The 26,474-nt window shown below is 53.0% G+C and carries 27 protein-coding genes; 8 read left to right on the top strand and 19 right to left on the bottom strand.

Annotation, left to right across the window (positions count from 1 at the left end):
- The first annotated feature begins 57 nt into the window (after positions 1-57).
- From IF205_RS13150 to IF205_RS13125, 6 genes are read left to right on the top strand one after another with little or no spacing between them, the layout of a single operon-like run.
- Positions 58-1,206, top strand: coding sequence for a D-alanyl-D-alanine carboxypeptidase family protein (locus IF205_RS13150; protein ID WP_259779819.1), 1,149 nt, complete (start codon positions 58-60; stop codon positions 1,204-1,206).
- Between the two features lie 4 nt (positions 1,207-1,210).
- Positions 1,211-1,849: a dTMP kinase gene (gene tmk / locus IF205_RS13145; protein ID WP_259779818.1), complete on the top strand. Its 639-nt coding sequence runs from the start codon at positions 1,211-1,213 to the stop codon at positions 1,847-1,849.
- 5 nt (positions 1,850-1,854) lie between these two features.
- A complete protein-coding gene (locus IF205_RS13140; RefSeq protein ID WP_259779817.1) occupies positions 1,855-2,961 on the top strand; it encodes a DNA polymerase III subunit delta' in 1,107 nt (368 codons plus the stop codon).
- Between the two features lie 46 nt (positions 2,962-3,007).
- The gene (gene metG / locus IF205_RS13135) at positions 3,008-4,564 is read left to right on the top strand and encodes a methionine--tRNA ligase (RefSeq protein ID WP_259783284.1); all 1,557 of its coding nucleotides are present in this window, start codon (positions 3,008-3,010) and stop codon (positions 4,562-4,564) included.
- Positions 4,564-5,355, top strand: coding sequence for a TatD family hydrolase (locus IF205_RS13130; protein WP_259779816.1), 792 nt, complete (start codon positions 4,564-4,566; stop codon positions 5,353-5,355). Before metG ends, IF205_RS13130 begins: the two co-directional genes overlap by 1 nt.
- A 3-nt stretch (positions 5,356-5,358) precedes the next feature.
- Positions 5,359-6,129, top strand: coding sequence for an MBL fold metallo-hydrolase (locus tag IF205_RS13125; RefSeq protein WP_259779815.1), 771 nt, complete (start codon positions 5,359-5,361; stop codon positions 6,127-6,129).
- Positions 6,130-6,137: 8 nt separating this feature from the next.
- On the opposite strand, the gene IF205_RS13120 is transcribed toward IF205_RS13125, so the two are convergent.
- Positions 6,138-6,542, bottom strand: coding sequence for a VOC family protein (locus IF205_RS13120; RefSeq protein ID WP_259779814.1), 405 nt, complete (start codon positions 6,540-6,542; stop codon positions 6,138-6,140).
- Positions 6,543-6,774: 232 nt separating this feature from the next.
- On the opposite strand from IF205_RS13120, the gene IF205_RS13115 reads away from it, so the two are divergent.
- Together IF205_RS13115 and mazG are read left to right on the top strand one after the other, a co-directional pair.
- Positions 6,775-8,109, top strand: coding sequence for a glycine cleavage T C-terminal barrel domain-containing protein (locus IF205_RS13115; RefSeq protein WP_259779813.1), 1,335 nt, complete (start codon positions 6,775-6,777; stop codon positions 8,107-8,109).
- Positions 8,110-8,245: 136 nt separating this feature from the next.
- The gene (gene mazG, locus IF205_RS13110) at positions 8,246-9,049 is read left to right on the top strand and encodes a nucleoside triphosphate pyrophosphohydrolase (RefSeq protein WP_259779812.1); all 804 of its coding nucleotides are present in this window, start codon (positions 8,246-8,248) and stop codon (positions 9,047-9,049) included.
- A gap of 5 nt (positions 9,050-9,054) precedes the next feature.
- Here the strand turns inward: mazG and IF205_RS13105 are convergent, their stop codons facing one another.
- From IF205_RS13105 to IF205_RS13025, 18 genes are all read right to left on the bottom strand, one after another.
- Positions 9,055-9,540 (bottom strand): GNAT family N-acetyltransferase, encoded by a 486-nt coding sequence (locus IF205_RS13105; RefSeq protein ID WP_259779811.1) that lies wholly within the window; start codon positions 9,538-9,540, stop codon positions 9,055-9,057.
- A 113-nt stretch (positions 9,541-9,653) separates the two neighbouring features.
- Positions 9,654-10,349, bottom strand: coding sequence for a helix-turn-helix transcriptional regulator (locus IF205_RS13100; protein WP_259779810.1), 696 nt, complete (start codon positions 10,347-10,349; stop codon positions 9,654-9,656).
- A gap of 90 nt (positions 10,350-10,439) precedes the next feature.
- Positions 10,440-11,795 (bottom strand): ArnT family glycosyltransferase, encoded by a 1,356-nt coding sequence (locus tag IF205_RS13095; RefSeq protein ID WP_259779809.1) that lies wholly within the window; start codon positions 11,793-11,795, stop codon positions 10,440-10,442.
- Between the two features lie 32 nt (positions 11,796-11,827).
- Entirely contained in the window at positions 11,828-12,142 is a 315-nt protein-coding gene (locus IF205_RS13090; protein ID WP_259779808.1) for a lipid-A-disaccharide synthase N-terminal domain-containing protein, read from the bottom strand.
- A gap of 12 nt (positions 12,143-12,154) precedes the next feature.
- Positions 12,155-12,886, bottom strand: coding sequence for a glycosyltransferase family 2 protein (locus IF205_RS13085; RefSeq protein WP_259779807.1), 732 nt, complete (start codon positions 12,884-12,886; stop codon positions 12,155-12,157).
- 71 nt (positions 12,887-12,957) lie between these two features.
- Positions 12,958-13,173, bottom strand: a complete 216-nt coding sequence (locus IF205_RS20635) for a sensor histidine kinase (RefSeq protein ID WP_375542690.1) — start codon at positions 13,171-13,173, stop codon at positions 12,958-12,960.
- On the bottom strand, positions 13,077-14,276 hold the full coding sequence (locus IF205_RS13080) for a sensor histidine kinase (RefSeq protein ID WP_259779806.1): 1,200 nt from the start codon (positions 14,274-14,276) through the stop codon (positions 13,077-13,079). Before IF205_RS13080 ends, IF205_RS20635 begins: the two co-directional genes overlap by 97 nt.
- Positions 14,273-14,947 carry a response regulator gene (locus IF205_RS13075; RefSeq protein ID WP_259779805.1) on the bottom strand — a complete coding sequence of 225 codons (675 nt, stop codon included), beginning with the start codon at positions 14,945-14,947 and terminating at the stop codon, positions 14,273-14,275. Before IF205_RS13075 ends, IF205_RS13080 begins: the two co-directional genes overlap by 4 nt.
- Positions 14,948-15,020: 73 nt before the next feature.
- The gene (locus IF205_RS13070; RefSeq protein WP_259779804.1) at positions 15,021-16,229 is read right to left on the bottom strand and encodes an adenylate/guanylate cyclase domain-containing protein; all 1,209 of its coding nucleotides are present in this window, start codon (positions 16,227-16,229) and stop codon (positions 15,021-15,023) included.
- 12 nt (positions 16,230-16,241) lie between these two features.
- Positions 16,242-17,114: an NAD(P)-dependent oxidoreductase gene (locus IF205_RS13065; RefSeq protein WP_259779803.1), complete on the bottom strand. Its 873-nt coding sequence runs from the start codon at positions 17,112-17,114 to the stop codon at positions 16,242-16,244.
- A 36-nt stretch (positions 17,115-17,150) separates the two neighbouring features.
- Complete coding sequence (locus IF205_RS13060; protein ID WP_259779802.1) at positions 17,151-17,957, bottom strand: inositol monophosphatase family protein; 807 nt, start codon at positions 17,955-17,957, stop codon at positions 17,151-17,153.
- A 39-nt stretch (positions 17,958-17,996) separates the two neighbouring features.
- Complete coding sequence (gene hflX, locus IF205_RS13055) at positions 17,997-19,316, bottom strand: GTPase HflX (protein WP_259779801.1); 1,320 nt, start codon at positions 19,314-19,316, stop codon at positions 17,997-17,999.
- Positions 19,317-19,330: 14 nt separating this feature from the next.
- A complete protein-coding gene (gene hfq, locus IF205_RS13050; protein ID WP_259779800.1) occupies positions 19,331-19,576 on the bottom strand; it encodes an RNA chaperone Hfq in 246 nt (81 codons plus the stop codon).
- A 167-nt stretch (positions 19,577-19,743) separates the two neighbouring features.
- A complete protein-coding gene (locus IF205_RS13045; RefSeq protein WP_259779799.1) occupies positions 19,744-20,406 on the bottom strand; it encodes an HAD family hydrolase in 663 nt (220 codons plus the stop codon).
- A gap of 28 nt (positions 20,407-20,434) precedes the next feature.
- Positions 20,435-21,298 (bottom strand): D-amino-acid transaminase, encoded by an 864-nt coding sequence (locus IF205_RS13040; protein WP_259779798.1) that lies wholly within the window; start codon positions 21,296-21,298, stop codon positions 20,435-20,437.
- Between the two features lie 44 nt (positions 21,299-21,342).
- Complete coding sequence (trkA, locus tag IF205_RS13035; protein ID WP_259779797.1) at positions 21,343-22,719, bottom strand: Trk system potassium transporter TrkA; 1,377 nt, start codon at positions 22,717-22,719, stop codon at positions 21,343-21,345.
- 52 nt (positions 22,720-22,771) lie between these two features.
- Positions 22,772-24,172: a nitrogen assimilation response regulator NtrX gene (ntrX, locus tag IF205_RS13030; RefSeq protein ID WP_259779796.1), complete on the bottom strand. Its 1,401-nt coding sequence runs from the start codon at positions 24,170-24,172 to the stop codon at positions 22,772-22,774.
- Positions 24,162-26,468 (bottom strand): sensor histidine kinase NtrY-like, encoded by a 2,307-nt coding sequence (locus tag IF205_RS13025; RefSeq protein ID WP_259779795.1) that lies wholly within the window; start codon positions 26,466-26,468, stop codon positions 24,162-24,164. Before IF205_RS13025 ends, ntrX begins: the two co-directional genes overlap by 11 nt.
- Positions 26,469-26,474 lie beyond the last annotated feature (6 nt).

Here is a 26,474-nt window from a genome sequence, read left to right as displayed (position 1 = left end):
ATCGCCGGACAAAGCGTGCCGACTGACCACCCTAATTATCATGATGTGAAAGCAGAAATGCCAATTCGTCTCTTAACCCGCCTCGCTATTACCATTGCCCTTGTCGCCGCGTCGATTGTTGCGACTGCACAGGCAGCCACAATCGAAACAAAAGCCAAACAGGTCATTTTGTTAGATTACGACACTGGCGCCGAGTTGCTGAATATCAATGCGGATGAACGGATGTATCCCGCATCAATGACCAAGATGATGACTGCCTATATGCTCTTTGAGCAGCTAAAGAACGGCACATTGTCTTTGGACGACACCTTCCCGGTCAGCAAAAAGGCCTGGAAAAAGGGCGGATCCAAAATGTTTGTCGAAGTCGGCAAACGCGTTCGTATTGAAGACCTGCTGCGCGGGATCATTATTCAGTCGGGCAACGATGCCACCATTGTTGCCGCAGAAGGCCTTTCGGGTAGCGAAGAGGCGTTTGCACGCGATATGACGGCGAAAGCACATGAAATTGGCATGCTTCATACCCAGTTCAAGAATGCCAGCGGCTGGCCTGATGAAGAGCATTACACGACGGCGCGTGACCTTGCGACCCTCGCCACGGCGATCATCAGGAACTTCCCGGAATATTATCATTTCTTTTCCGAGAAATCCTTTACCTACAGCGGTATTACGCAGGGGAACCGAAACCCTCTGATCCAGGGGGAGTTTGAAGGAGCCGACGGCCTGAAAACGGGCCACACGGAACTATCCGGCTTTGGTCTGACCGCTTCGGCCATACGAGATGGCCGCCGCCTGGTACTGGTTGCAAACGGCATGGGCTCCATGAAGGAACGCGCCCTTGAGGGCGAACGCTTGCTGACCTGGGGCTTCAGGGAATGGAATCGCTATCAGCTGTTCCAGGCAGGTCAAAAAGTGGTCGACGTCCCGGTTTGGTTGGGTGAACAGGCGTCTATTCCGGCCGTTGTTCATGACGACCTGACATTGACCATGCGCCGTGAAAACCGTGACGACCTGAAAGTAAAGGTCCAATACAACACCCCGCTGCCGGCCCCTGTTGCGAAGGACACAGCTATCGGGAAAATCGTTATCGAAGCGCCGGAAATGGAACCGAAAACCGTTCCGATCTATGCGGCGGAAGAAGCAACTAAACTCGGTATGATGGGCCGTTTGTCTGCTGCTTTGAATTACCTCGTCTGGGGTGAAAACTAAACATATGGCCCAAGGTCGGTTTATTAGTTTTGAAGGCGGTGAGGGTGCCGGCAAAAGCACCCAAATCGCCTTTTTAACAGAGCACCTGGAAAAGGCCGGAATCAGGGTTCTCAAAACCAGGGAGCCCGGAGGATCGGCGGGTGCCGAAGAAATTCGCAAGCTCCTGGTGACCGGAGACCCCGGGCGCTGGGACGCCATGACAGAACTTCTCTTGCTTTATGCGGCACGACGCGATCATGTGGAGCGCGTAATAAAACCCGCATTGGCAAAAAACACCTGGGTGATCTGCGACCGTTTTGCCGATTCAACAATGGCCTACCAGGGATACGGGCATGAGCTGGGCCGGGAAGCCGTGCAGCAACTCCATAAACTTGTTCTGGGTGATTTCACGCCGGATATGACAATTCTCCTCGATCTTCCTGTTGCTGAAGGATTGGCGCGCACGCAGGGGCGCGATGGTGATGAAACCCGCTACGAGGAAATGGAAATCGCTTTTCACGAACGTATGCGGGCAGGCTTCGAAGAGATGGCTGGTCGTGAACCCGAAAGGTTTACGACAATTGATGCCAATGCCGGAATTGAAGAGGTCGCACATGCGGTATGGACGGCGGTTGCCCAAAAATTCAATCTATTGGCAAAATAACCACCATGACCGAAGACGCCACTGAACAAACGCCGCAGGACCCTAGACATAGCCGCCAATTTGCCGGTCATCCGGAAGCGGAAAAGACACTACTGGATAGCTGGAATTCAGGACGGTTGCATCACGCCTGGCTTATTTGTGGTCCCAAGGGCGTGGGGAAGGCGACCCTGGCCTATCGTTTTGCCCGCTTCATCCTGACGGGAGGGGGACAGGGCGGCGGCTTGTTTGGCGACAGCCCGGATAGCCTTGACGTTGATATGGACAGCGGCATTGTTCGTCGGATGAATGCTGGCGGTCATAGCGACTTCATGGTTATTGAAAAAGGGATGCTGAATCCCAAAAACAACAAAATTGCTGAAAATGATATTCCGGTTGATATCGCTCGGAAGGCATCTGAATTTGTTCGACTGACACCGGCAGAGAGCGAATGGCGCGTGGTTATCGTGGATGCCATCGACGATATGAACCGCAATGCGGCCAATGCCTTGTTGAAAGTACTGGAAGAGCCGCCGGAACGGGCTGTTTTCCTTATGGTCTCCCATGCCCCGGGCCGTCTGTTGCCAACAATTCGGTCCCGTTGTCGCAAGCTGACCCTGAAGGCTCTGCCGGAAGACACCGTGATTGAGGCGCTGCAAAACCGTTTCGCTGAATTGTCTCCGGAAGAATGCCAGGCGATTGCACGGCTTTCCGAAGGCAGTATCGGAAAAGCAATCGAACTGGCCGACCAGGGTGGCCTCAGTTTATTCCAGATCGTCATTTCCCTGTTTGCCTCTCCTGGCTCACTTTCACTTGAGAAAATTCACGGCCTTGGTGAAACTTTTGCCCGGAAGGAAGCAAAGGAGAGCTATACGGTTTTCCGCAATCTGACGGGCTGGTGGCTGGAGCGTATGATCAGGGCGCTGGCAACACAGCAGCATCCTCAGCCGATCATTATGGAAGAAACCGCAGCTTTTGATGCCTGTGCCGCACAGGCTGGCATTGCCAAATGGATGGATATCCGGCAGAACTTGATGGACCTTCTTTGGAAAACGGAAAGTCCGTCCAATCTGGATCGGCGCCAAGTCGTCGTCAGCGCGTTTTTGTCTCTGGAAACTGCGCTGCAACGGCGTTAAAAAAGCGTCTTCAATGAAATGATTATAAATGACGGAAAGAACGCGCATGTCGGGCCGGAACAGCTATTACATCACAACGCCGATTTATTACGTGAATGACAAACCGCATATTGGTCATGCCTACACGACCCTGGCCTGTGATGTGCTGGCACGCTTCAAGCGAATGGATGGCTTCGACGTTCACTTTCTGACCGGTACGGACGAACATGGCCAGAAAGTTGAAAAAGCCGCAGAAAAAGCAGGCGTTGCCCCGATCGAGTTCACCAATGCTGTCAGCCAGAATTTCCGCGATCTTGCGGCACGGATGAATTACAGCAATGACGATTTCATCCGCACGACCGAAGAACGCCATAAAAAGGCGACACAGGCTCTGTGGAACAAACTGGTGGAGAAGGGCGACATTTACCTTGGCGCCTATGAAGGCTGGTATGCGGTGCGTGACGAGGCCTTCTACACCGAAACCGAATTAACCAAAGGCCCGGACGGCAAACTGATCGCCCCCAGTGGCGCGGAAGTCGACTGGGTGGAAGAGCCCAGCTATTTCTTCCGCCTGTCGGCCTGGCAGGACCGTCTGCTGCAGTTCTATGAAGACAATCCGGGGTTCATCAAACCGGAAAGCCGCAGAAACGAGGTCATCAGCTTTGTCAAAGGCGGGCTGAAGGACCTATCGGTCTCACGGACGACTTTCAAATGGGGCGTGCCGGTTCCCAATGACGATGACCACATCATGTATGTCTGGTTGGACGCGCTGACAAACTATCTGACAGCCGTCGGTTATCCGGACCAGGAATGCGAAAGCTTCAAGAAATTCTGGCCTGCTGACCTTCATATGGTTGGCAAGGATATCCTGCGTTTCCACGCGGTATACTGGCCTGCGTTCCTGATGGCGGCAGACCTGCCCGTCACGGGCCGTGTTTTTGCCCATGGCTGGTGGACCAATGAGGGACAGAAGATTTCCAAATCCGTTGGCAATGTCATTGATCCGCTGCAATTGGTGGACGAATACGGCCTTGATCAGGTGCGTTACTTCCTGCTGCGCGAAGTGCCGTTCGGCAATGACGGTGACTTCTCCCACAATGCGATGGTCAGCCGCATGAATAACGATCTGGCCAATGACATTGGTAACTTGTGCCAGCGCGTTTTGAGCATGGTCTACAAGAACTGCGACAAACGCATTCCAGAACCAGGTACGTTCACCGAAGAAGACCAAGCCTTGCTGGATGCCGCAAAAGCGATGCTTCCAACAGTTCGCGGTCATATGGATAATCAGGCGTTCCATCGTGCCCTTGAATGCATCTGGGCCGTTATCAGTGATGCCAACCGCTACGTTGACGCCCAGGCACCCTGGGCGCTGCGCAAAACTGATTTTGCCCGCATGGAAACAGTGCTTTATGTCCTGGCGGACACGATCCGCCGGTTGGCGCTGATTTGTCTGCCGGTTATGCCTGAATCCTGCTCCAAGATGCTCGACCTGCTTCAAATCCCTGAAGATGACAGAAGCTTTGAATCCATGGATAAGGCGCTCGCTTCCAATACGGAACTGACGAAACCGGCAGGTATTTTTCCGCGCTTTGTCGCGCCGGAAGAAGGTGAGGGGGCTTGATGCTGGTCGACAGCCACTGCCATCTCGACTACCTGGAAGACAAAGGCGAAGACCTGGACGAGCTTGTTACCCGTGCTGGCGACGCAGGTGTTGGGACGCTTGTAACGATCTCGACAAAGGTCAGTCAGTTCGACAAGATTCGCAATATTGCTGAGCGTTTCGACAATGTGTTTTGCACGGTCGGCGTCCATCCCCATGAAGCGGAAAACGAACCGGATGTAACCGCGGAACAGCTGATTGAACTGGCGCAGCATCCGAAAGTGGTCGGCATCGGGGAAACAGGGCTGGACTATTTTTATGAGCACAGCCCGCGGGAAAAGCAGAAAACAAGTTTCCGCGCGCATATCGAGGCAGCCCGTGCAACGCAGCTTCCTTTGATTGTTCATACCCGGGAAGCTGAAGTGGACACGATCGAAATTCTTCATGAAGAATATTCAAAAGGTGCATTTCCCGGCCTCATTCACTGCTTCACATCAAGCCGGGAACTGGCTGAAAAATCTATGGAAATCGGGTTCAGTATTTCTCTTTCCGGGATTGTAACCTTCAAGTCTGCCAAAGACATCCAGGACACTGTCATGCACTTGCCATTGGATAAAATCCTGGTTGAGACCGATGCTCCATATCTTGCACCGGTTCCCAACCGTGGCAAAGTGAATGAGCCGTCCTATGTCATTCATACGGCCGATAAAGTGGCTGAACTGCAGGGAATTTCCCAGGTTCAGCTTGCCGAAGCGACAACACAGAATTTCTTCCGGCTGTTCTCTAAAGCGACAGCTCCTTCAAAGGACTAGGCCATGAAAGTGACGGTTCTGGGCTGTGGAACCTCTGGCGGCGTTCCCCAAGTCGGGATTGGCTGGGGGGATTGCGATCCCGATGAACCGCGCAACCGGCGGCGCCGGGCGTCAATTCTTGTGGAAGTCGATGACGTGACGATCCTCATCGACACGTCACCGGATTGTCGGGAACAGTTGCTGGACGCCAATGTCCGCCATCTTGATGCTGTTTTGTTCACGCATGCCCATGCGGACCATTGCCACGGCATTGATGACCTGCGCTGGCTGTGCCATGCGATGAAATCGGAAATCCCTGTCTACGGCGACGTCGAAACACTTTCAGACCTCAAGCACCGGTTCGAATATTGTTTTACGCCCTTGGATCCAAAGGCCGGGCGCTATTTCTACAAGCCGGTTCTGACACCGCATATCATCAATGATCCTTTTGAGATCAAAGGAATAAAGATCATTCCATTCATCCAGGACCACGGACATTCGATCTCGCTGGGCTTTCGTATTGGAAATTTTGCTTACTCAACAGATGTCGTCGAACTCAGCGAGGACGCGTTCTATGTTCTGCATGGAATTGAGACCTGGATCGTCGATGCATTGCAGTTGGACGAACACAGCACCCATGCGCATCTGGACAAGACACTTAATTGGATCAACCGGGTGCGGCCGCGTCATGCGATCATTACGCATATGAACACGCGCATGGACTACCAGACGCTCTGCAAGGAGCTTCCAGATCATGTCGAACCGGCCTATGACGGACTGGTTCTGGATATATAGGGAATCTATTAATCGCGTATATCACCGCGATAGACGATATGGACCTTGTTACCGTCCGGATCTTTTAAATAGGCTCCATAGTATCCGTCACCATAATGTGGACGTGGCCCCGGGGGGCCGGCGCAAGCGCCGCGCGCATCAATAGCCGCAGCATAGGCCGCATTCACGGCATCGATTGAGGGGGCTTCAAACGCGACCATGCCGCCATTCGCAGCCGATGCTGGCTTCCGGTCGTAAGGCTCATAGACATAAAACCGAGGTAACGACCGTTCAGGTATAATCCAACAACGTGACTTTGGACCGCCGTCAGGTGTTACTGGGCGTTGAACCAGGCCTAAAGGCGTCAAAAGTGCATCATAGAATATTTCAGCCCGTTCAAGATTATTCGAGCCGACTGTTACATGACTAAACATAATGGCCAAACCTCGCAGTTCATTTGTTGTGTAGACGTAAGCCGTGGCTAACGTATCCGCAACAACGCTGTTGTATCCATGACAATATTTTCCATAATATACATTATGGTGTTAATGTGTTTAAATAGGAGGGGTTGAACTCTGCGTCCCTTATGGTCACCTTTTATTTAATGAGGTTGTCGATTTGACTAGGAGCACGTGACCTAAAGCTGCTTTTGAGGAGAACATTCCCATGAATGAGCAGAACTCAACCGCACCAACATATATTCATCCAAATGTCCCAAGCGTCGACCAGTCCGATCGAATAGTCCCTTATAATTTGCGACAATCCGGTCCAACACCAGTTGAGATGCTGATTTCAACCCGGGTCCGAAAGTCCCCTTTCTGGCACCTATCAATTGAGGCCGGTGCCTGGCGTGCGACTGTTTACAATCGAATGTATCACCCGCGCGGATATGTGCGCCCTGAGAACGGTGGTGCGATGGCCGAGTATGATGCCCTCGTCAATCGCGTTACTCTGTGGAATGTATCGGTGGAACGGCAAATCCAGGTCAATGGCCCGGATGCAGAGGCATTTGTGGATTTTGTCATTACCCGTGACGCTACCAAAATCGAACCAATGCATGGGAAATATTGTATTCTTTGCAATGAGAACGGCGGCATTCTTAACGATCCGGTTCTACTCCGCCTTTCGAAGGATGAGTTCTGGTTTTCAGTATCCGATTCCGACCTGTTGCTCTGGCTACAGGGGGTAAATGTGGGACGCAGATGGGACGTCGATATTACCGAGATTGATGTGGCGCCCCTGCAAATCCAGGGGCCGCTTTCCGAAGAATTAATGGTGGATCTTGTCGGCGAACATATTCGCGATATTCCCTACTATGGCATGATGGAAGCCACAATCGGCGATGCGTCCGTCATCATTAGCCAAACCGGCTTTAGTGGTGAGAAAGGTTATGAGGTCTATCCCAGGAATGCCACATTGCATGCCGAGAGCGTGTGGTACACCATCAGAGGGATCGGCGCGCGCTACGGGTTGCGCGTCATTGCGCCTGCACACCATCGCCGTATTGCGGCTGGTATCCTCTCTTGGGGCCAGGATATGGATATAGAAACATCACCCTTTCAGGTTAATCTTGCCTATCAGGTGCCCCGAAAAAAGAAAGCGGACTATATTGGCAAAGCGTCACTAGAAGCACAACGGGCGGAAATTGACGCTGGCCGTTATCCATTCAAGCAGAAGCTGGTGGGCCTCAAGCTTGGCGGAAAACCCATCACTGACTACGCTCCGGACTTCTGGCTTATCCAAGACAACGATAGCCACCGGATTGGCTACGTAACGTCCCCCTGGTGGTCACCTGAACTCAATATCAATATCGCATTAGGATATGTTCCGCCAACATTTGCGAAGGTCGGTACAGCACTCAAGGTTGAGTTGCCTGAAGCCTATTCGGATGCATCGGGAAAGGCCGTCAAGGCAGAGGTTTGCGACGTTCCTTTCCGACCTTCGGTTAATCCAAGCGCCCGTGAGCGCGCCATGGCAAAAGGTAGGGATTGGACGGACTAACAATAAAAGTTAGCGTTAAAACACCTTCAAGAGGTTCACCTGATAGAAATGTGCCCTGCCCTGACCATTGCATGATGCGTGCAAGGTTTGTAGGCTGCGCGGGCTTTTTTACCTCACCCAGCAATGAGAGTCTTTCATGTCCCGGAATACTGATCGTCTTATCGACATCATGGCCCAACTTCGCAACCCCGACGGCGGTTGTCCTTGGGATCTGGAACAGAATTTTGAGACGATCGCACCATACACTATCGAAGAAGCCTATGAAGTCGCAGATGCGATCGAGCATGGCGACATGGCAGAGCTTCGTGACGAACTGGGTGACCTGTTGCTGCAGGTGGTCTTCCATGCCCGCATGGCCGAAGAAGAAAATCATTTCACTTTCGATGACGTGGCGGATGCCATTGCAAACAAGATGATCAGACGCCACCCCCATGTATTTGGCGACCAAGATGCAGATAACCCCGAGGCCGTGCGCGTCAGTTGGGAGGAAACAAAGGCAGCCGAACGGCGGGAAAAGGGACAGGATTCCAGTGCCCTGGATGGCGTCGCACAGAGCCTCCCTGCCCTGTTACGCGCTGAAAAGCTCACCAAACGGGCAGCCCGGGTCAAATTTGACTGGCAAAAGACCGATGATATCTTTGCCAAGATTGAGGAAGAAATCGGCGAATTGCGCCATGAGATCGCGATCAAGGCCCCACGGGCTCGTCTAGAGGATGAATTGGGTGACCTGCTTTTCTGCATGGCCAATCTTGCACGTCATCTGGACATCGACCCGGAAGTTTCCCTTCGCAAGGCAAATGCAAAATTCACCAGACGTTTCAAGGCAATGGAGAACAGCTTTGAAACAGAGGGACAGCATTTGAAGGACCAGAGCCTTGAGGAAATGGAGGCACGTTGGCAGTTTGTGAAACAGACCCTGCGGGAAATGGGTGAGGAATAGCCATATCAGCAAAGAGCTTCCGCAAAGTTCTCTTCCTTGAGAAGCCACCCTTCCCACACCTCATCCGGCCCTGCACCCTGCTGACGATAGAAATGCATGGCGGGCTCATTTGTCTGTAGAACTGTCCATAAAATCCGTGGGCAATCCAGTTGCTGTGCGCGTTTTACAACCGCTTTAAACAAAGACTGGCCAACGCCCATACCGCGGGCTTCTGCGGCGACAAAAAGTTCCTTCATAACCAGTGATGGGCGAAGGTCATAATTGTAAGGGATTGTGTAGAGAACGGTCATGCCCAGTAGGTCTTGTGAATCGGGATGCGTAGCAACAAGAGCCTCAAACTGGGGATTATCTCCCAGGCCCCGCTCAATCAAAGCATCCTCAGTGACCTGAAACTGATTGATATATCCCTCAAAGGTTGCCAGCCCCTTCATTAATTCCAATAGATTCGGAACGTCCTCCAGACCGAATGGCCTGACCTCAAGGTCTTCCATGTCACCCTTCCCTTTTGACATTCAAGAGAAGCACAGCATAAAGCGGAAAATGGACGCGTTCTACCGCCAGGGTCGCCATTGGCCGTGAAGATTCCGCCACTTGCCATTCACGCTTATAGATCTTTCGGCTGCATTCCCATGCGTTTCAGATAGTCAACGAGACGCCGCCCGGGCTGGTCCGGGAAATAGGCGTCAAGAAATTCAGCCTTTATCATGCGGTCAGGCCGGAAGGCCCGGAAATCATTACGTAATTCGCACCAGCCAATGATATTCCAGACGGGTCCAAAAAAGGCCAGCGTCAAAGGCCAAATGATCCTTTCACTGGGGTCCCCCTTCTCATCGCAATAGCTCAGTGCAATTTTCTTTTTTTCCCTGATGCAGCGGCGTACCCTGGCCAGGTCCACGTCCACCGGAACCTGACTGGCGCTTGTCGGTGCCGCAAGCCCCATACTCATAATTTGCGGCCGAAGGTGTGGTGGCAGAACTGCAGCGACCTTTGCCAGCACATCGCGGGCGGCCCGCGCCAGTTCCGGGTCAGCCCAGGTTTCAGTTATGCGGGCCCCAAGCACCAAAGACTCGATTTCCTCTTCGTTGAACATCAAGGGTGGAAGATCGAACCCCTCCCGGAAAACATATCCAACACCTGCCTCACCTTCGATTGGCACACGCTGTGCCTGCAGCGCGGCGATATCCCGGTATACCGTGCGTACAGAAACTTCCAATTCCTCAGCCAATTGCTGAGCAGTCGTAATGGATCGCCGGCGTCTGAGAATCTGTATGATCTCAAACAACCGATCAGCACGCCGCATCTTTTGAAATCTCCAACCAGCTTATCCTGACAGTATTTTGTCAGTATTACCTGCCTAAACCGTTGGAGGCAATTTGCCTGGTTGAGAGACTCAAGGTTTGTTACGGAAAATCCCCAAATACCTGCCGCGATACGGTATGATCAGCACCGGTTCTAAACCGGCAACCTCGGCCTCTCCGGTGTATCGGACAACGGCCATCCCCTGCGGATGGGAGCTGAACCACTCTTTCAGTTCACCGTGATCACGGTCATCAAGCTTCTTTTGTAGTCTCCCCAGAAAGGTCAGTTCCCCCTGGTATTTTCTGGTGAACACCCAGTCTCTGCCCTCATGCTGGCCGACATAATCAGCAATCGGGGCAAGATCATATTTCGGGAAGACCGTCCGGGATGCTACCGCCTGTCCGATTATCAATATGACAATCATGGTCAGTGATATGAGGCGCAGCTTCTTCGTTGGTATTTGCAATCGGCTGGCGACAAAGATCAGGACACCTGGCAACAACGGGACGAGATAATGCGGTTGCTTCCCGCTGATCAGGGAGAAGGAAATTATTACCGGGATGACCCAGCAGGCGATAAACCTCAACCCCTGACTACTGCTAAATGTTTTCTTGGCGTTGCCTGATCTCCGCCAGAAGGATGGTATGAAGGCCCAGGGCAGGAACAGAACTGGCAACAATGGCAAATAGAAATATATGGGTCTTGCGTGAGAATTCGCGAGATGCCCCGAAACCCGACCGGCAGTCTGTTCCCAAATCAGATTAAAGCCAAAATCCGGATTGGAGGCTCTCAAGACCGGAACCAGCCATAAAAGAACAGGGATAGCCGACAGGAGAAACGCCAGAGCGCACCAGCCATACCAGCTGCGCCAACGACGCCTGTCACCCAACCAATAGGGAGCAAGCAGCACCGGGAAAATTACATAGAGCCACGCCACAGGCCCTTTGGCCAAGACCCCTAGTCCCATTGCCAAGGCCATTCCGAGCAAGAATGCAGGCTTGCCGGATTTTGCAAAGGAAACCAGCGCCAGCAAGGCCAGAAGCACAAACACGGCCAGTGTTATGTCAAACATGACCAGACTGCCATAGATCAGAAAAGGCACACTTCCCAGCATCAGGGGGGGTAAATGGTCGAAATTTAGCTCGTCGGTGCGGAACAGCTTTTTTGCCAAAGCCCGCGTCAGATAGATGAAAGCGAGGGATAAAAAAAAGATCGGTACCAGACCGGCCCACCGGCTGACGCCGAAAACCGACCAGGATGTATTGATAAGCCAGAAAAGCAGCGGCGGCTTATGCTCATAAAGCTGAAAGTTGACTGTAAGCGGTGCAAACCAATCGCCACGCAGCCACATCTCCCAAGCAACCGTCATATAGCGCGTTTCGTCGATTGGCAGAAGCGGACGCAGGAAGACTGCCGCCAGAAAAAATACAAACAGTGCGACCGGCACGAAGGCCGCCTGAAATCTTGATGTTACCATAGTCAGGTTCTGTCCGATGTTTGGGATGCCACAGGATGCCTATCCTGCTTGCGATGTATAAAATAGAGGTTTCGGCTGTAAATCAGCAGGCCGGTTCCCTGCCCCAGCATGAATACAGGATCCTGACGCCAGACCGCATAACTGAACAGGACAATCCCACCAAGCAGGCTGAAATACCAAAATGCTGTTGGAATAACGCTTTGGCGTTTCTTTTCAGAAGCAATCCATTGCACGAAAAAGCGCATAAAGAACAACCCCTGCCCCAGAAAACCAACGGCCAGCCAGATTGTGTCGACATTTAGAGAGGGTAATGTCATCTTCTTTTTTCCTCAGTCCAGCTCTTCATAGGTCTCATCCGGGATCGCACGGCGCGCCCGCATTTGAAGCCATAGAACACCAGCCAGATCAGCGATGCCCACCAAGGCCCGGTCCAGAGTTCCATATTTGGATTGCCCATGAAGGCGCGGTCTATGGGATACCGGGACATGCACTAGCTCTACCCCCTCTCTGATCATAAGAGCAGGCAGGAAGCGGTGCATATGGTCGAAATAAGGCAGGTTGAGATAATCCCTGCGTCGGAACATTTTCAAGGAACAGCCCGTGTCCCTGGTCTGATCCTTGAGCAAACTTGCGCGCAGGCCATTGGCAACGCGAGAGGACAGGCGACGTATCCAGTTGTCGTTACGTTTTTTCCGTTCCCCCAGAATCATGACCTTGGGGTTCGACTTTTCGTGACCTTCAAAGACCTCGAAAAGAATCTTCATATCGGCAGGATTGTTCTGGCCGTCACCGTCCATGGTAACGATCAGGTCATTGCCTGCGGCTTTCACGCCGGTCCAAAGCCCTGCGGACTGGCCGGACTGATGTTTGTGCCTGATAATGCGCAACGCCGGATAATCAGGGCGAAGACGTTTCAAAAGATCAAATGTCCCATCGCCACTACAGTCATCGACGTAGATGATTTCACTGATGGGAAGCTCCGTCGCAGCTTCGGATATTTCATGAAGTAAAGACGTTACATTGTCTTTTTCGTTATAGACGGGAACAACGACAGTAATCATGTATGCCCCAAGTTTTGTTTTTCCAAGCCGGAGCTAAATCACAAAACTTAAGGCAGACTTAAGGGGCAAATTTAAGTTCTAAAAACCATCCGAAAAGCCGTCCCAGATCCATCAATCCCTTTACCAATCAGTATGTTGATACCGTAACGTTCAGCAATGGTTCTTACGATGGACAGGCCAAGGCCAGAGCCTAGGGTTTTAGTGCCTGCAACCCGGTAAAAGCGATCAAATATCCGACTTTTTTCCGCGTCAGGAATGCCAATACCACTGTCAGACACTTCGAGGATCGACGAATCATCTGCGCGGCAAATTGACACCTCAACAACACCCTTGGGGGGGGGGTGTATGTCACTGCATTATTGACGATATTTCCAATCATGACACGCAAGGCATTTCTGTCACCTTTAACAACAGCATCAGCCGCCTCCGTTAACGTGAGAGAAACGTCGCGGTTTCGCGCTAGAGGTTCGTATTCCTCTATCACCTCCCGGGCAATTTCAGGCAGATAGCAATCCGTCAACGCCGAGCCGACGCTTCCGGGTTCCTGTCTGGCCATTTCAAGCAATTGAGTGACCAGGCGGGTGCTGCGGTCGACCCCCTTCCTCAATTCCTGAACGGCCTCGCCTCTCTCGACAGATGTTGTCGCCCGCCGGAGGACGTCCAGTTGCAAGGAAACCGCTGTCAGAGGTGTTCTCAACTCATGGGCTGCATCAGCGGTGAAACGCCGTTGAACGGTAAGCGCATGATCCAGTCTTTCAAGAAGATCGTTCAACGCCACCACCATTGATTTTACTTCATTTGGCGCATCCGATTCCGGAATTCGGTCAAGATACGCAGGATTACGCATCGCAATTGAGTTTGAAATTCTGGTAAGAGGCTTGAAGCCATGAGCAATAAAAAAGCCGATAATGGCCAAGACAATGGGAAGCTGGAGCAGGATCGGGATCAGCAGTTCTGAATAAATCTCCCAACTTGCCCCGTGACGAATAGGCAAAGGCTGGGAAACCTGCACAAACATGTCGCCCTGTCCGGTTGCATAATACCTCCATTCCTGTCCTTCAAAGGTCACGGTATGCGCGCCGTCCACGCTCTGGAATGGAAATTTCACCTTGGGCAAAGACGAATAGGTCAGCCGCCCATTACGCCATATCTGGATCAGGAACTCCTCTTCCCCCTTCAGCCGATCCCGGTCGTTGTCTGAGGAACGAAGCTTCTCGGTTCGCGCGGAGCCGTGCCTGATTACGGTTTCCGCAACCTGCTGCATATTTTCGTCGAACAGTTCGTCAAGCTCCGCACGCAGCTTGAAATAGGTAATGCCTAAAGTGAGCAACGTGCTCAGGACAATGACCGCCAAGACCGAAACGACAAGCCGTCCTTTAATGGATGTCATTGTTTACTCTTTTCCGGATCATATAAAGCATAGCCAACATTACGGATGTTCCGGATCACAGCAGAGCCCATCTTTTTCCTGATCTGGTGGATATGGACCTCGATCGCATTGCTGTTCACTTCCTCGTTCCAGCCGTAGAGGCTCTCCTCCAGCTGGCTTTTGGACATGACAACCCCGGGGCTTTTCATCAAATCATAGATCAGTGAAAACTCACGACCTGACAAAGCTATTTTATTTTCCCGGAAAGAGACTTCTTTGGTCGCAGGGTTAAGCGCGATATCACCGTGTTTCAGGATCAGTTGAGCCTGTCCGGCCCGTCGACGGACAATGGAACGGATACGTGCCTCCAACTCTTCCAGGGCAAAGGGTTTGAGCATGTAATCATCAGCCCCGCAATCAAGGCCGGCAACACGGTCGGCAATGCTGTCGCGCGCGGTAAGGACCAACACAGGCACATCGTTATTCTTACGGCGGATTTCCTGCAGGACCTCCATACCGCTCTTGTTCGGCAGCCCCAGATCGAGAACCACAAAATCATACGGCTGATTGGAAAGCGAAATTTCCGCAGTTTCACCGTCTTCCGCCCAATCCACGGCATAACCACCTAGCTTGAGGCCTTTTCTCAGCCCCTCACCAATCATCCGGTCATCTTCTATCAACAAAATGCGCATGAATTGTCATCACAGACAGGTCAGAGTGATAGTACGGTCCCAAAAATATAATCCTGCCGCCAAACTTCGTTGGTCAGTCAGCCAGTGTATATACAGAAATCGGCTGACTGACGCCCGTCAACGCCTGGGTTCCCAGGCTCTTCCAGGGAGAGACCGGGGAAATATCCACAAAATCCTGAGAAACCAACATGTTGATGCCAAGTTCTTTCGTCAGGTCTTCAAGACGGGCGGTCTCGTTGGCCGCACGGCCAATCACTGAGAACTCAAGCCGCTCCGGCACACCGATATTGCCGTATAGAACTTCCCCTACATGCAGGCCCAGACCAAAATTGACGTCCGGCAGGCCATCCTGACGAATAGGCATGGAGGAAATAGAGTTTCGGGCCGCCGCCAGGGCCATCCTTGCCGCTCGTTCAGCCCCGCCGAAACCGGCGATCGGGAAGATCGCCAGGACAGCATCGCCGATAAAGCGCAGCACTTCTCCCCCATGGTCCAGCACAATCCCCGCAGTCTTCTCAAAATAGCTGTTGAGGAGATTCAAATACTCCTCTGGCGCCAATTGTTCCGCAAGGCGTGTGGAATCACGCATATCGCAGAACCAGATTACGGCGTCAATGTAATCTCCATCGCCGCGTTGAATCTGGCCCTCCAGAACACGTTGCCCCGCACCGGTACCAAGATAGGCGGACAGGACATTCAAGGCCGTCTGCTCGCGAACGAGAGATTTCATTCCCAGCGCCAAACGGGGAAAGAGGCGTCTCAGGATGTCGATTTCATCATCAGAAAACCCGCCTTCCTGCTTTGTTGTCCAAGAGGAGACAATGCCGTCCATACGATGGAGGGCCGCGTCGTCATGCCCGAAGGGAGCCATCATATATAGGTAGTCGGTGCCGCCCTGGCCCCGCAGGTCCGCCAATACAGGGAACTGATTACATCCCTCCCCGGCCCCTATATTGAAGCGTGCCTCATACCGGCTTTCATCAATCATCGCCTTGATGGGGCTGTGCAGCCATCCGTCGAGATTTTCACTGCCGTGGAGATGTTGCTCCTTCACGACAATATCGTCCTCGGAATTCCAGACAAAGCTTTGCGCCTGGAACATCGGATGAATCCAGCCGCAGGAGATTAGCGACCGCCATAGTGGAAAGCCTGCCTGTTGAAGATTACGGACAAGCGTGGCGAGCAATTCTTCCGGAGACACGCCGGCCAGAGCCTGCGCGATGATGTCATCACTGACTTTCTGGACGGTATCCGCCGCCGCACATATCCGATCGCTCGCCACAGGTTGGGCTCCTTAAGGGTTTTGCAACAGGTGAACGAGACTGGACGTATCCCAACGATTGCCGCCACGGTCCTGTACCTGCGCATAATATTGATCAATCAGGGCGGTCACGGGCAACCTCGCCCCGTTGTTCCTGGCTTCACCCAGACAGATTGCAAGGTCTTTGCGCATCCAGTCTACAGCAAAGCCGAAATCAAACTCTTCGGCACACATGGTAGAACCGCGGTTTTCCATCTGCCAGGACCCCGCCGCCCCTTTGGAGATCACGTCAATGACTTTTTCCATGTCGAGACCGGCTTTCTGACCGAAATTCATGCCTTCACTCAAGCCTTGCAGCAAGCCTGCGATGCAAATCTGGTTGACCATCTTGGTGAGCTGTCCGGCACCGCTTTCTCCCATCAGTTTGCAGGATTTTGCAAAGGACATAATAGCGGTCTCCACATGCTCGTAGATACCAGAATCTCCGCCACACATCACGGTCAGGACACCATTTACAGCACCGGCCTCGCCACCGGAAACAGGGGCATCAATGAAACCGATGCCCTTCTCCTTGCCAATGGCATATAATTCCCGGGCTACATCGGCACTGGCTGTTGTGTTGTCCACGAAGATCGTGCCCGCAGACATTCCGGCAAAAGCCCCCTCGTCGCCCAAAACCACGCTACGAAGGTCTGCATCGTTGCCGACACAGGCAAAGACAATATCTGCCCCATTTGCGGCTTCTTTGGGCGTGTCAGCCAGTTTCCCGCCGTGTTCGCCGACCCATTTTTCGGCTTTGGCTTTGGTCCGGTTGTAAACGGTTACGTCATAGCCACCTTTGCTCTTCAGATGGGCAGCCATGTGATAGCCCATCACGCCTAACCCCAAAAAAGCTACTGTTGTCATTGCTCTACCTCCCCGTGTTGCTCTGATATCGGTCTGCTATAGATAATTATCAAGAAAATCTTTGATCTTGAACCAAAGCTCTTCATTCGCCGCTGTAATCAACCCCTGTACGCGGTCTGCGGGATGAATCCGCGCGCCATCCAATAGCCCCACACGACCACCGGCCTCTTGTAACAACAAGGTACCCGGCACATGATCCCAGCTCCAAAGGCGGCGATAAAAGGCAAAATGGCGTGTCCCGCGTGCCTGCGCCAGAAAATCATGCCCGGCACAGCCTAATCGGGTCAAACTTCCAAATGCTTCATTGGCTCTGGTTTTCAGCGGAGATCGCATGTCATGGTCAAAATAGGCGAAATTTATCTGTCCATGTAACTGTGAAAAAGACGGTGGAGTTGGTGTCCGCAGGCGTTGATCGCCCCAGAAAGCCCCACTGCCCTTCTCTGCAAAGGCTGTCGTTCCGCTAAGCGGATCATGGATCCAGCTCATCACGGTTTCACCCTTGCAAACCAATGCCACCATAACGCAAAAGGTCTCGCGCCCGTGAGCGAAGTTCACGGTGCCGTCCACCGGATCAACAAGCCAGACAGCTTCTTCATTCGATAGTCGTTCCAGAATACCTGGGTCCTTTGCGTAGGCCTCTTCTCCAACGACGCAGGAACCTGTCAGCAAAGATGGCAATTGGGCGTTGAGAAAATGCTCAACGTCGATATCTGCTACCGTTACCAAATCCCCAGGAGACTTCTCCTGTACATCCTGATCGGCAAGAGCGCGAAAACGCGGCAAAACAAACTCTGTCGACGCTTGAACCAGAAGGTCTGTAACTTCGCTTGCTTTTGTAAACATTACAGTTGCTTGCCCTATCAAGTTACAGGATAAAATGACTTAATCCGCTGTTTTGGAAAAGAGCTGATCATGCCTTCCCAGCATGTCGACCGACATTCGAATCCTGAAATGAATTCCGTCATCCTCGTCGGTCCGCTCTATTACATGCCCATGTTGGTGCAGCCAGGCCACCTGGCGCCCGTCGCTAAAGGGAACCACAAGCTCTACCAGCTCATCTTCCTTGGCCAACAACGAATCGACTATTTCCAGAAGCCGGTCTGTCCCCCAGCCGTTCAAAGCCGACAGGACAAGCAGACTGTCATCGCGATCCGCCTGATTGACGATCCGTTCCCGCTCCTCGTCACTCATCAGATCGACTTTGTTCAGCGCCTCGATCACAGGCACGTCAGGATCTATATCGAGGCTGTCCAGAACGGCGATCACATCGTCCCGCTGCGCTTCGCTGTCCGCCGTGGACACGTCCCGGACATGCAGGATGACATTGGCCTCAATCACTTCTTCCAGGGTCGCGCGGAAAGCCGCGACCAAATCCGTGGGCAGTTCGGAAATGAACCCCACCGTATCGGAGAGGATCACCTTTCGGCCACTCGGCAGTTCAATGGCCCGCATGGTCGGATCGAGGGTCGCAAAGAGAAGATCTTTTGCGAAGACATCAGATCCCGTCAACCTATTGAAAAGTGTGGATTTTCCCGCGTTTGTATAGCCGACGAAGGCAACCACTGGATAGGGCACCTTCTTGCGTGCTGAACGCTGTAATTCCCGTGTCCGCTTTACGGATTCCAATTCGCGTTTCAGCTTGCCGATCCGCTCGTCGATCAAGCGTCGGTCAATTTCCAACTGGCTTTCACCAGGGCCACCAATGAAGCCAAGACCGCCGCGCTGGCGTTCCAGATGGGTCCAACTGCGAACAAGTCGTGAGCGTTGATATTGCATGGCGGCTAGTTCCACCTGCAATCGGCCTTCATGGGTACGCGCCCGCTCGCCGAATATCTCGAGAATCAGCCCCGTCCGGTCGATGACCTTGCAATCCCAGTCCCGCTCCAGGTTACGTTGCTGAACCGGCGTCAGGCTGCAGTCCATGATAACGAGGTCCACTTCCATGGCCTCAATCAGGTCTGCCATCCGTTCTCTGACACCGCCACCGATCAGGGTTGCCGGGTTCACGCGGTCCACACGGACTGCTTCTGCATGCACAACATCCAGATCAATGGCTTGGGTCAGGCCCACGGCCTCTTCCAGCCGTAAATCCGGGTCACGGACCTTTTCACCTTTGAGGCGCAGGACGGGATGAATAACAAGAGCCCGGCTACGATCAGCCGGGCCCCAACCTTTACCTTCAGCACTATAACGTGTGGTCACTTGAGCTTTTGGCCTTACTCTTCGCCTTCTTTATCCGGTTCGAATAATTGAACCGGGTTTGCCGGCATTATAGTCGAAATTGCGTGTTTATACACTAACTGAGAATGTGCATCCCGGCGCAGCAGGACGCAGAAATTGTCAAACCAGGTAATGATTCCCTGCAGTTTCACACCGTTTACCAGGAAAACGGTGACCGACATTTTGCTTTTGCGCAGATTGTTGAGAAAAACATCCTGCAAATTCTGATTTTTTTCGGACATTTATGCCCCCTGTGTTGTTCTTCTTTGGGGCCGCCAAACCAAAGCGCCCTTCTTCTGCCACGAGCGTAACCCGCTGGACATTTCTATTCAATAATGGGGTTACATGGCAACATGATAATTTCAAACAATTTTTAGAAAATTTGCCAACAGGCCCGACATCGTTTTGGTCACGCCGTTAATTCGTCTATCAATGCCAGAACTCCCTTGCAGTCCGGGCTGTGATAGTGCGGCGGGTATTCTGCAAGGCGCTCGTCCTTGTGGCTTTCCTCTTCCCTGTTAACCAGAACAGCGGTACAGCCTGTCGCATGGGCAATTTCCATATCCACGTTTGAATCGCCAACAAACCAGATGGAGGAATCAATCGGGAGGCCGCTTTCTTCCAGTACCATATGGACCGGATCGGGGGCCGGTTTGTCGCGTGTTGCATCACCGGCGCCGACCAGACGACCGAAAAACCGGTCCCACCCAAGATGAGACACTTCCTTACGCAGGTAACGCCCGGTCTTGTTGCTGACGACACCGACGTAGATGCCCTTTGACTGAAGGCCGGACAGAAGTGCTTCTGCATCCTCCAAGGGGGCAAGCTCCGTCAGATGAAGCTGCTCGAATTGTGTATAGAAGTGATCACTGGCTTCTTTCCAGCGATCACCAAAATACTCAGGGAAACTGTCTCTCAGGGAATAACGGACCCGGTCTTTGGTTTCATTCAGGGACCATGTTTCCTTGCCGAAAGCCTCATAAGTCCGGTTCAGGGCTGCATGAATTGTCGGCCAGGTATCGACTAACGTATTATCCCAGTCGAACAGAACGGCTTTCGGTTGCGGTAACATTGTTTAATTCAGCCCCATTCCTTTTTCGTCAGGACGCCCCTGCACCCTCGGCGTAGTCCGTATAAGCAGCCAGCAGCTTTTGGCCGAAGTGGCCCGGCTTGCCATTGCCCAGCACCTTGTCATCAATCCTGACGATTGGCGTCACAAAGGACGTTGCGCTCGTTGCATAAGCTTCCAAAGCATCATAGGCCTCATCGACAGTGAAAGCCCGCTCTTCCACCTCAATCCCCTCTTCGGCTGCCAGTTGCAGAACCGTGCGGCGCGTGATGCCATGCAGAATGTCGTTGCTCAACGGACGGGTGATCAGTTTCTTGTCCTTGGACAAAATCCACGCGTTTGAAGAGGTGCCCTCGGTGATATAGCCATCCCCGTCAACCTGCCAGGCTTCATAGCTGCCAGCTTCGGTTGCTTTCTGTTTACCAAGGCAATTGGGCAAAAGTGCGACCGTCTTGATATCCCGGCGCTCCCAACGCTGGTCCGGAATGGTAATGACGGAAACGCCTTCGGTGAATTTCTTCATCTTGTTGAAATTCATACGTTTCGTGGTCATCACAACGGCAGGTGGCACATTTGCAGCCGGAAAAGCGTGATTACGTGGAGCAACACCACGCGTTACCTGCATGTAGATCAGGCCGTTATCCAGCCCATTCCGGCGGGCAAGTTCACGGCTGACCATCTTGAAGACCTGCCGGGACATCGGCATTGCGATTTGCAGCTCTTTCAAAGAGCGCTCTAGCCGGTCAAGATGTCCCTCCTCGTCGATGAGCTTATTGTTCATGACGGTAACGACTTCATAGATGCCGTCCGCAAACTGATAGCCGCGGTCCTCAATGTGAACAGCAGCCTCATTGTGGCGCCGATATTGTCCATTCACATACGCAAAGCGAGGCATAGCAGTCTCTCCAGAAAAATGTGATCACCTTTACCGCAACGGGCTTAGAAGTATTCCAGCCGAACCGCAAACATTTTTTCGACTTTTTTGACGGTTTCCGCCGCCGCCATCATGATCACGATATCGTTTTCTTCAAATACGGTGTCCGGTCGTGGGATAATGACTTCCTCATCACGGACGATGGCACCGACAAGGACGCCTTTCGGAAGCTTCGCATCCTTGATTGGCCTGCCGACCAACGGCGACGTCGCAAGCGCTTCCGCCTCGATAATCTCGGCAAAACCATCCCGCAGGGAGTGAACGGAGCGAATGCGGCCGCGCCTCACATGCTGAAGAATTGTAGAGGCCGTGATTTCTCTTGGGGATACGACAACGTCAATGCCCAGCGTTGTGATCAAGGGGCCATAGCTGGTCTTGTTGATCAATGTGACGGCACGTTCAGCGCCAAAACGTTTTGCCAAGAGTGAGGCCAGGATATTTGTTTCATCATGGTCCGTTACGGCGATGACGGTTTCTGCCTGGCGGATATTCGCTTCCTCCAGGATTTCGCTGTCCAATCCGTCGCCGGCGATGATGTTGGTCGTCGGAAGCGCTTCGGCCACCTGCCTTGCCCGGGCCTTGGAACTTTCAATAATCCGGACGGAGTAACCTTCGTCCGCTTCCTCCAGATCCTGCGCCAGATACGTGCCGATGTTGCCGCCACCGATAACGACGATACGTCGTGTTTGTTTGCCCTCATGACCGAATGCGGCCATCGCGCGGCCCATATGTTCCTTGTCGGTCACGAAATAGACCTCATCGCCGGGAAGCATCTGGTCCGTTGACGACGGAATGATCATCCGCTCACCGCGAAGGATTGCGATGATGACGATGTTCAGATCGGGGAAAAGAGTGGTCAGGTGGCGAAGGGGCGTGTTGATGATCGGAGTGTCTTCGTCACAACGGACACCAATCACCTGAACCTTGTCATTGCCCATAGGAATAAGATCGAACGCGCCCGGAACACGCAGCCGCCGACCAATGGCGCGGGCGACTTCCAGTTCAGGGGAAATGATAACATCAATCGGTAAATGCTCACGGGCAAACAGATTTTGCCACGCCGGGTCCAGATAGCTCTGCTGGCGGATGCGGGCAATTTTCTTCGGAACATTGAACAAGGTATGGGCAACCTGGCAGGCGGTCATATTCACCTCATCGGTGAAGGTAACCGCGATCAGCATGTCTGCCTCACCGGCGCCTGCCCGTTCAAGAACATCGGGATGTGCTGCGTGACCGACAAAGGCCTGCACATCCAGTTGGTCGTTGATCTTACCGATCAATTCCGGTGACTGGTCCACAACAGTGACGTCGTTTTGCTCTCCAGCAAGATAGCGGGCGATATGAAACCCCACCTGCCCTGCGCCGCAGATCACCACTTTCATTGTTCAACTTCCGATAATTTCTTGTAGGGATAAAGGAAAGGCATTCCAGTCATTAGCTGTCCGCCCGTTGCTTCAGGGTATTCTGCACCCCGAGGCCTTTCAATTTCCGATGCAATGCCGCACGGTCCATACCGACAAACTCTGCCGTGCGGCTGATATTGCCGCTAAACCGCGTCAAATGAAACAGAAGATATTCTTTTTCAAAGGCTTCACGGGCTTCACGCAAAGGCAGATTCATAACTTCAGCGGCATTCCACAGGCCGTTCATGGAAGCACCGTCACTTTCAGACAATGCGGTTGTGACGCTATCTGCCGCAATGACTTCTTCCGCAGGCCCCGGAGCCAATATCAGTAGCCGTTCCAGAACGTTCGCCAACTCCCAGACATTGCCCGGCCATTCATAGGCCTGCAGGGCCGCAACAGCGTCAGCACTTAGATGACGAATAGACCGCCCTTTTGATACCGCCGACCGCTGCAGCAGGTAATTCGCCAGTTCCGGAATGTCTTCCCGGTGGAACGCCAGCGCTGGCAACACCAAAGGCACCACATTCAAGCGGTAAAACAGGTCTTCGCGGAAGGTTCCATCCTGCATCAGGGCGTTCAAATCCCTGTTGGTCGTGGCAAGGACCCGGACGTTGACATTCACCCAGCCATCACCGCCAATCCGCTGGAACCGCTGATTATGCAGGACGCGCACGATCTTGCTTTGGGTTTCAAGCGACATATCCGCCACCTCGTCCAGCAGAAGCGTACCCATATGTGCTTCTTCCAGAACGCCAACCTTTCGCGGGCTATCCTCGTTTGCCTCGCAACCGAACAGTTCTTCGTCGAGCGTGTCGGAATCAAGGCTGGCACAGTTCAAAACCACAAACGGGCTGTCCTGACGGCTTGAATGCGCATGGATCATACGGGCGGCAAGGCTTTTACCCGTACCGGGGGCACCGGTGATCAATACCCGGCTTTCAGTCGCGCCGACCCTTTCAATTGATTTCCGCACTTCCTGCATAACCGGGGAGCCGCCCACCAGTTCCATCGCCGGACCGCCCGTCATAACTTTCAGGGCCTCATTCTCACGACGTAATTTCGATTCGCCTAGTGCGCGTTCGATTGTGTGAAGCAGGACATCCGTCTTGAACGGCTTGGAAATAAAATCATAGGCACCGATTTTCGTGGCGCTCACCGCCATATCGAATGTGCCGTGGCCGCTGATCATAATGACCGGTAGTGTCGGATGGTCGCGTTTGATGGTCTCCAGAATCTGAATACCGTCGTGGTCGCTGTTGTTCAGCCATACATCGAGAATCACCAGGGATGGCTGGCGTGCCGCAACGGCTGCGTAAGCCTCGGCGCTGTTGGAGGCTTCACGCGTTTCATAGCCTTCATCCTCAAGGATGCCTGCTATTTGCATGCGAATGTCGATCTCGTCATCGACAATCAGGATTTCAGACGCCATGCCTGTCTCCCCCTTGATCCGCGTCCTGCTTTGCCAAGGCAGAAAGGGCGCTTAATGAAAACGCCATGGTCACTACAGTTCCACTCTCGTTTTGCACTGAATCGCCAATTATGAGCCGCCCTTTATGGTCTTCCATGATCTTTTTGACAATAGCCAGCCCTAATCCCGTACCCTTCTTTCTGGTAGTCATATAAGGTTCGGTCAAGCGGTCCCGTCCCGCTTCCGGCAAGCCTTTACCATTGTCCTCAACCTCGATCGTAATACTGTCACCATCCTGTTTCAGCCGCAGTGCGACCTTGCCAGACGGAGCGTCATCGCCTTCCCGCCCATCTATCGCATCACATGCATTCTGCAACAGATTGGTCAGGGCCTGGCTCAACTGTCGACCGTCACAATAAAGCTCCAGTACCGTATCGGGTAGGTCGACATCATAATTTATATGTTGATTCGCATTCTTTTGCAGGAATACCGCCTGACGGCAGAGGTCACTGACATTCTGTATTTGCATCGCAGGTTTCGGCATACGGGCAAAGCTCGAGAATTCCGTCACCATCCTCCCGATATCATCAACCTGCCGAATGATGGTATCGACACAGGTCTCGAAGGTCTGGGGGTCATTCTGAACTTCTTTCAGGTATTTTCGCCTGAGCCGCTCTGCGGAAAGCTGTATTGGTGTGAGCGGGTTTTTGATCTCATGGGCAATCCGGCGGGCAACATCTGCCCAGGCGGCCTTTCGCTGGGCGGATAGCAAGTCCGAAATGTCGTCCAGGGTCACGACAAAACCGGCGATCCGGTCATTGTCCCGTTCAACCTCGATACGGACAAAAAGGTTTTTCACATCCCCGTCGCGTTCCAACCGGATTTCCTGTTCCAACAACCGGTCCGACTGCACTTTTCGGGCAGTTTCAAGCAGCCCTGCAAGTTCGGGAACAACAGTCCCGAGATCATGGCCGATTAATTCTTCCAGTTCGATCCCCACCAGATTGGATGCAGATCGGTTTGGAAGATTAATGCGTCCCTCTGCATCGACCCCAACAACACCTACGGTGACCCCCGTCAAAACGGCTTCGGTGAAACGCCGTCTTTCATCAATCTGCCGGGCAGCCTCCACCAGCTCCGCACGTTGGTTTTCCAACTGGGTCGTCATCCTATTGAAGGCACGGCTGAGAGTGCCCAACTCGTCGGATTTCGAAAGCTCTGGCACACGAACCGACAGTTCCCCGCTGCGGACTTTCTCGGTTGCGGCAATCAGCATACTGATTGGCTTGGTGAGCTGTGACGCAAAATTCAGTCCCAACCACACAGCCGCCAGCAGAAGCAGAAGCGCGACCAGAATGAATGCGAGGGCAAATGAAACCTGAATATCGGAACGTTTGTGTTCCAGTTGGACGAACTGCGCGACCGCGTCACGCGTCCGTTCCGTCCTGGCAAGGACACGAGGGTCGACATAGCGTCCAACCAGCAGGAAGCTCTCTTCAAGAAAATTATCCAGTTTGACCAGGGCCAGAACCCTGTCTTCCTGCCCGGTTCGGAGGAAAACCACCTCGCCATTTCGGGCATCATCAACCGCAGCTTCGCTAATCGGCTCCAGCTCCAGTACGAATGTCAAGCCGGCACGTGCCTTGATACCTGTGATGGGGTTGAAGATGATTGCTTCCGTCACATCCCGCAACTGCGTGTGGAAATTAAGGGCGCGTTCCAGCAACCGTGGATTATTGTCCAGAACGGCGGCATCGCGACTGATATCACGGGCAATCTGCAGCGCATCCGCCTGAATATTCTTCTGATGTTCCGCAAGATAAGCCTCGGCGATCGCCTGACTTTCATTCAATGCCGTTCGTACCCGTTCACTGAACCAGGACTCCAGACCCAAATCGAGGAACAAAAGCGAGAAGACAGAGACGACGATCGCAGGCAATACGGATAGGGCGCCGAACATCATTACGAGCCGCACATGCAATTGCGATCCGGCGGAACCTCGCCTGCGGGCCGACCAGATTGCAACGATCTTTCGGATCACAAACACGCTGATCAGAAGCAGGATCACAAGATCGACATAGATCAGGGCGACAACAAACTGCGGGTCTGTAGCAACCGGAGCCGTACCGGTAAGCACGACATAGGTGGCGACACCTGCGACGATTGCCAGACCTGCGAGCAGCACGGTCAGAACACGCACCCAACGTGAAGACAGTTGCCTCCGTTTTTTCGGGGCAGGCTCTGCATTGGAACCCTCTCCCGGGTTCACATCTTTGCCAGTTTGAATGTCCTGCAGCGCCATTTGGCTATTATCCACTTACCA

Origin of the sequence: Aestuariispira ectoiniformans, from assembly GCF_025136295.1 — a bacterium.
GTDB classification, from domain to species: Bacteria; Pseudomonadota; Alphaproteobacteria; order UBA8366; family Aestuariispiraceae; genus Aestuariispira_A; species Aestuariispira_A ectoiniformans.
The sequence above is the reverse complement of the archived record's forward strand: the minus strand, read 5'-3'. Positions and strand labels throughout refer to the sequence as shown.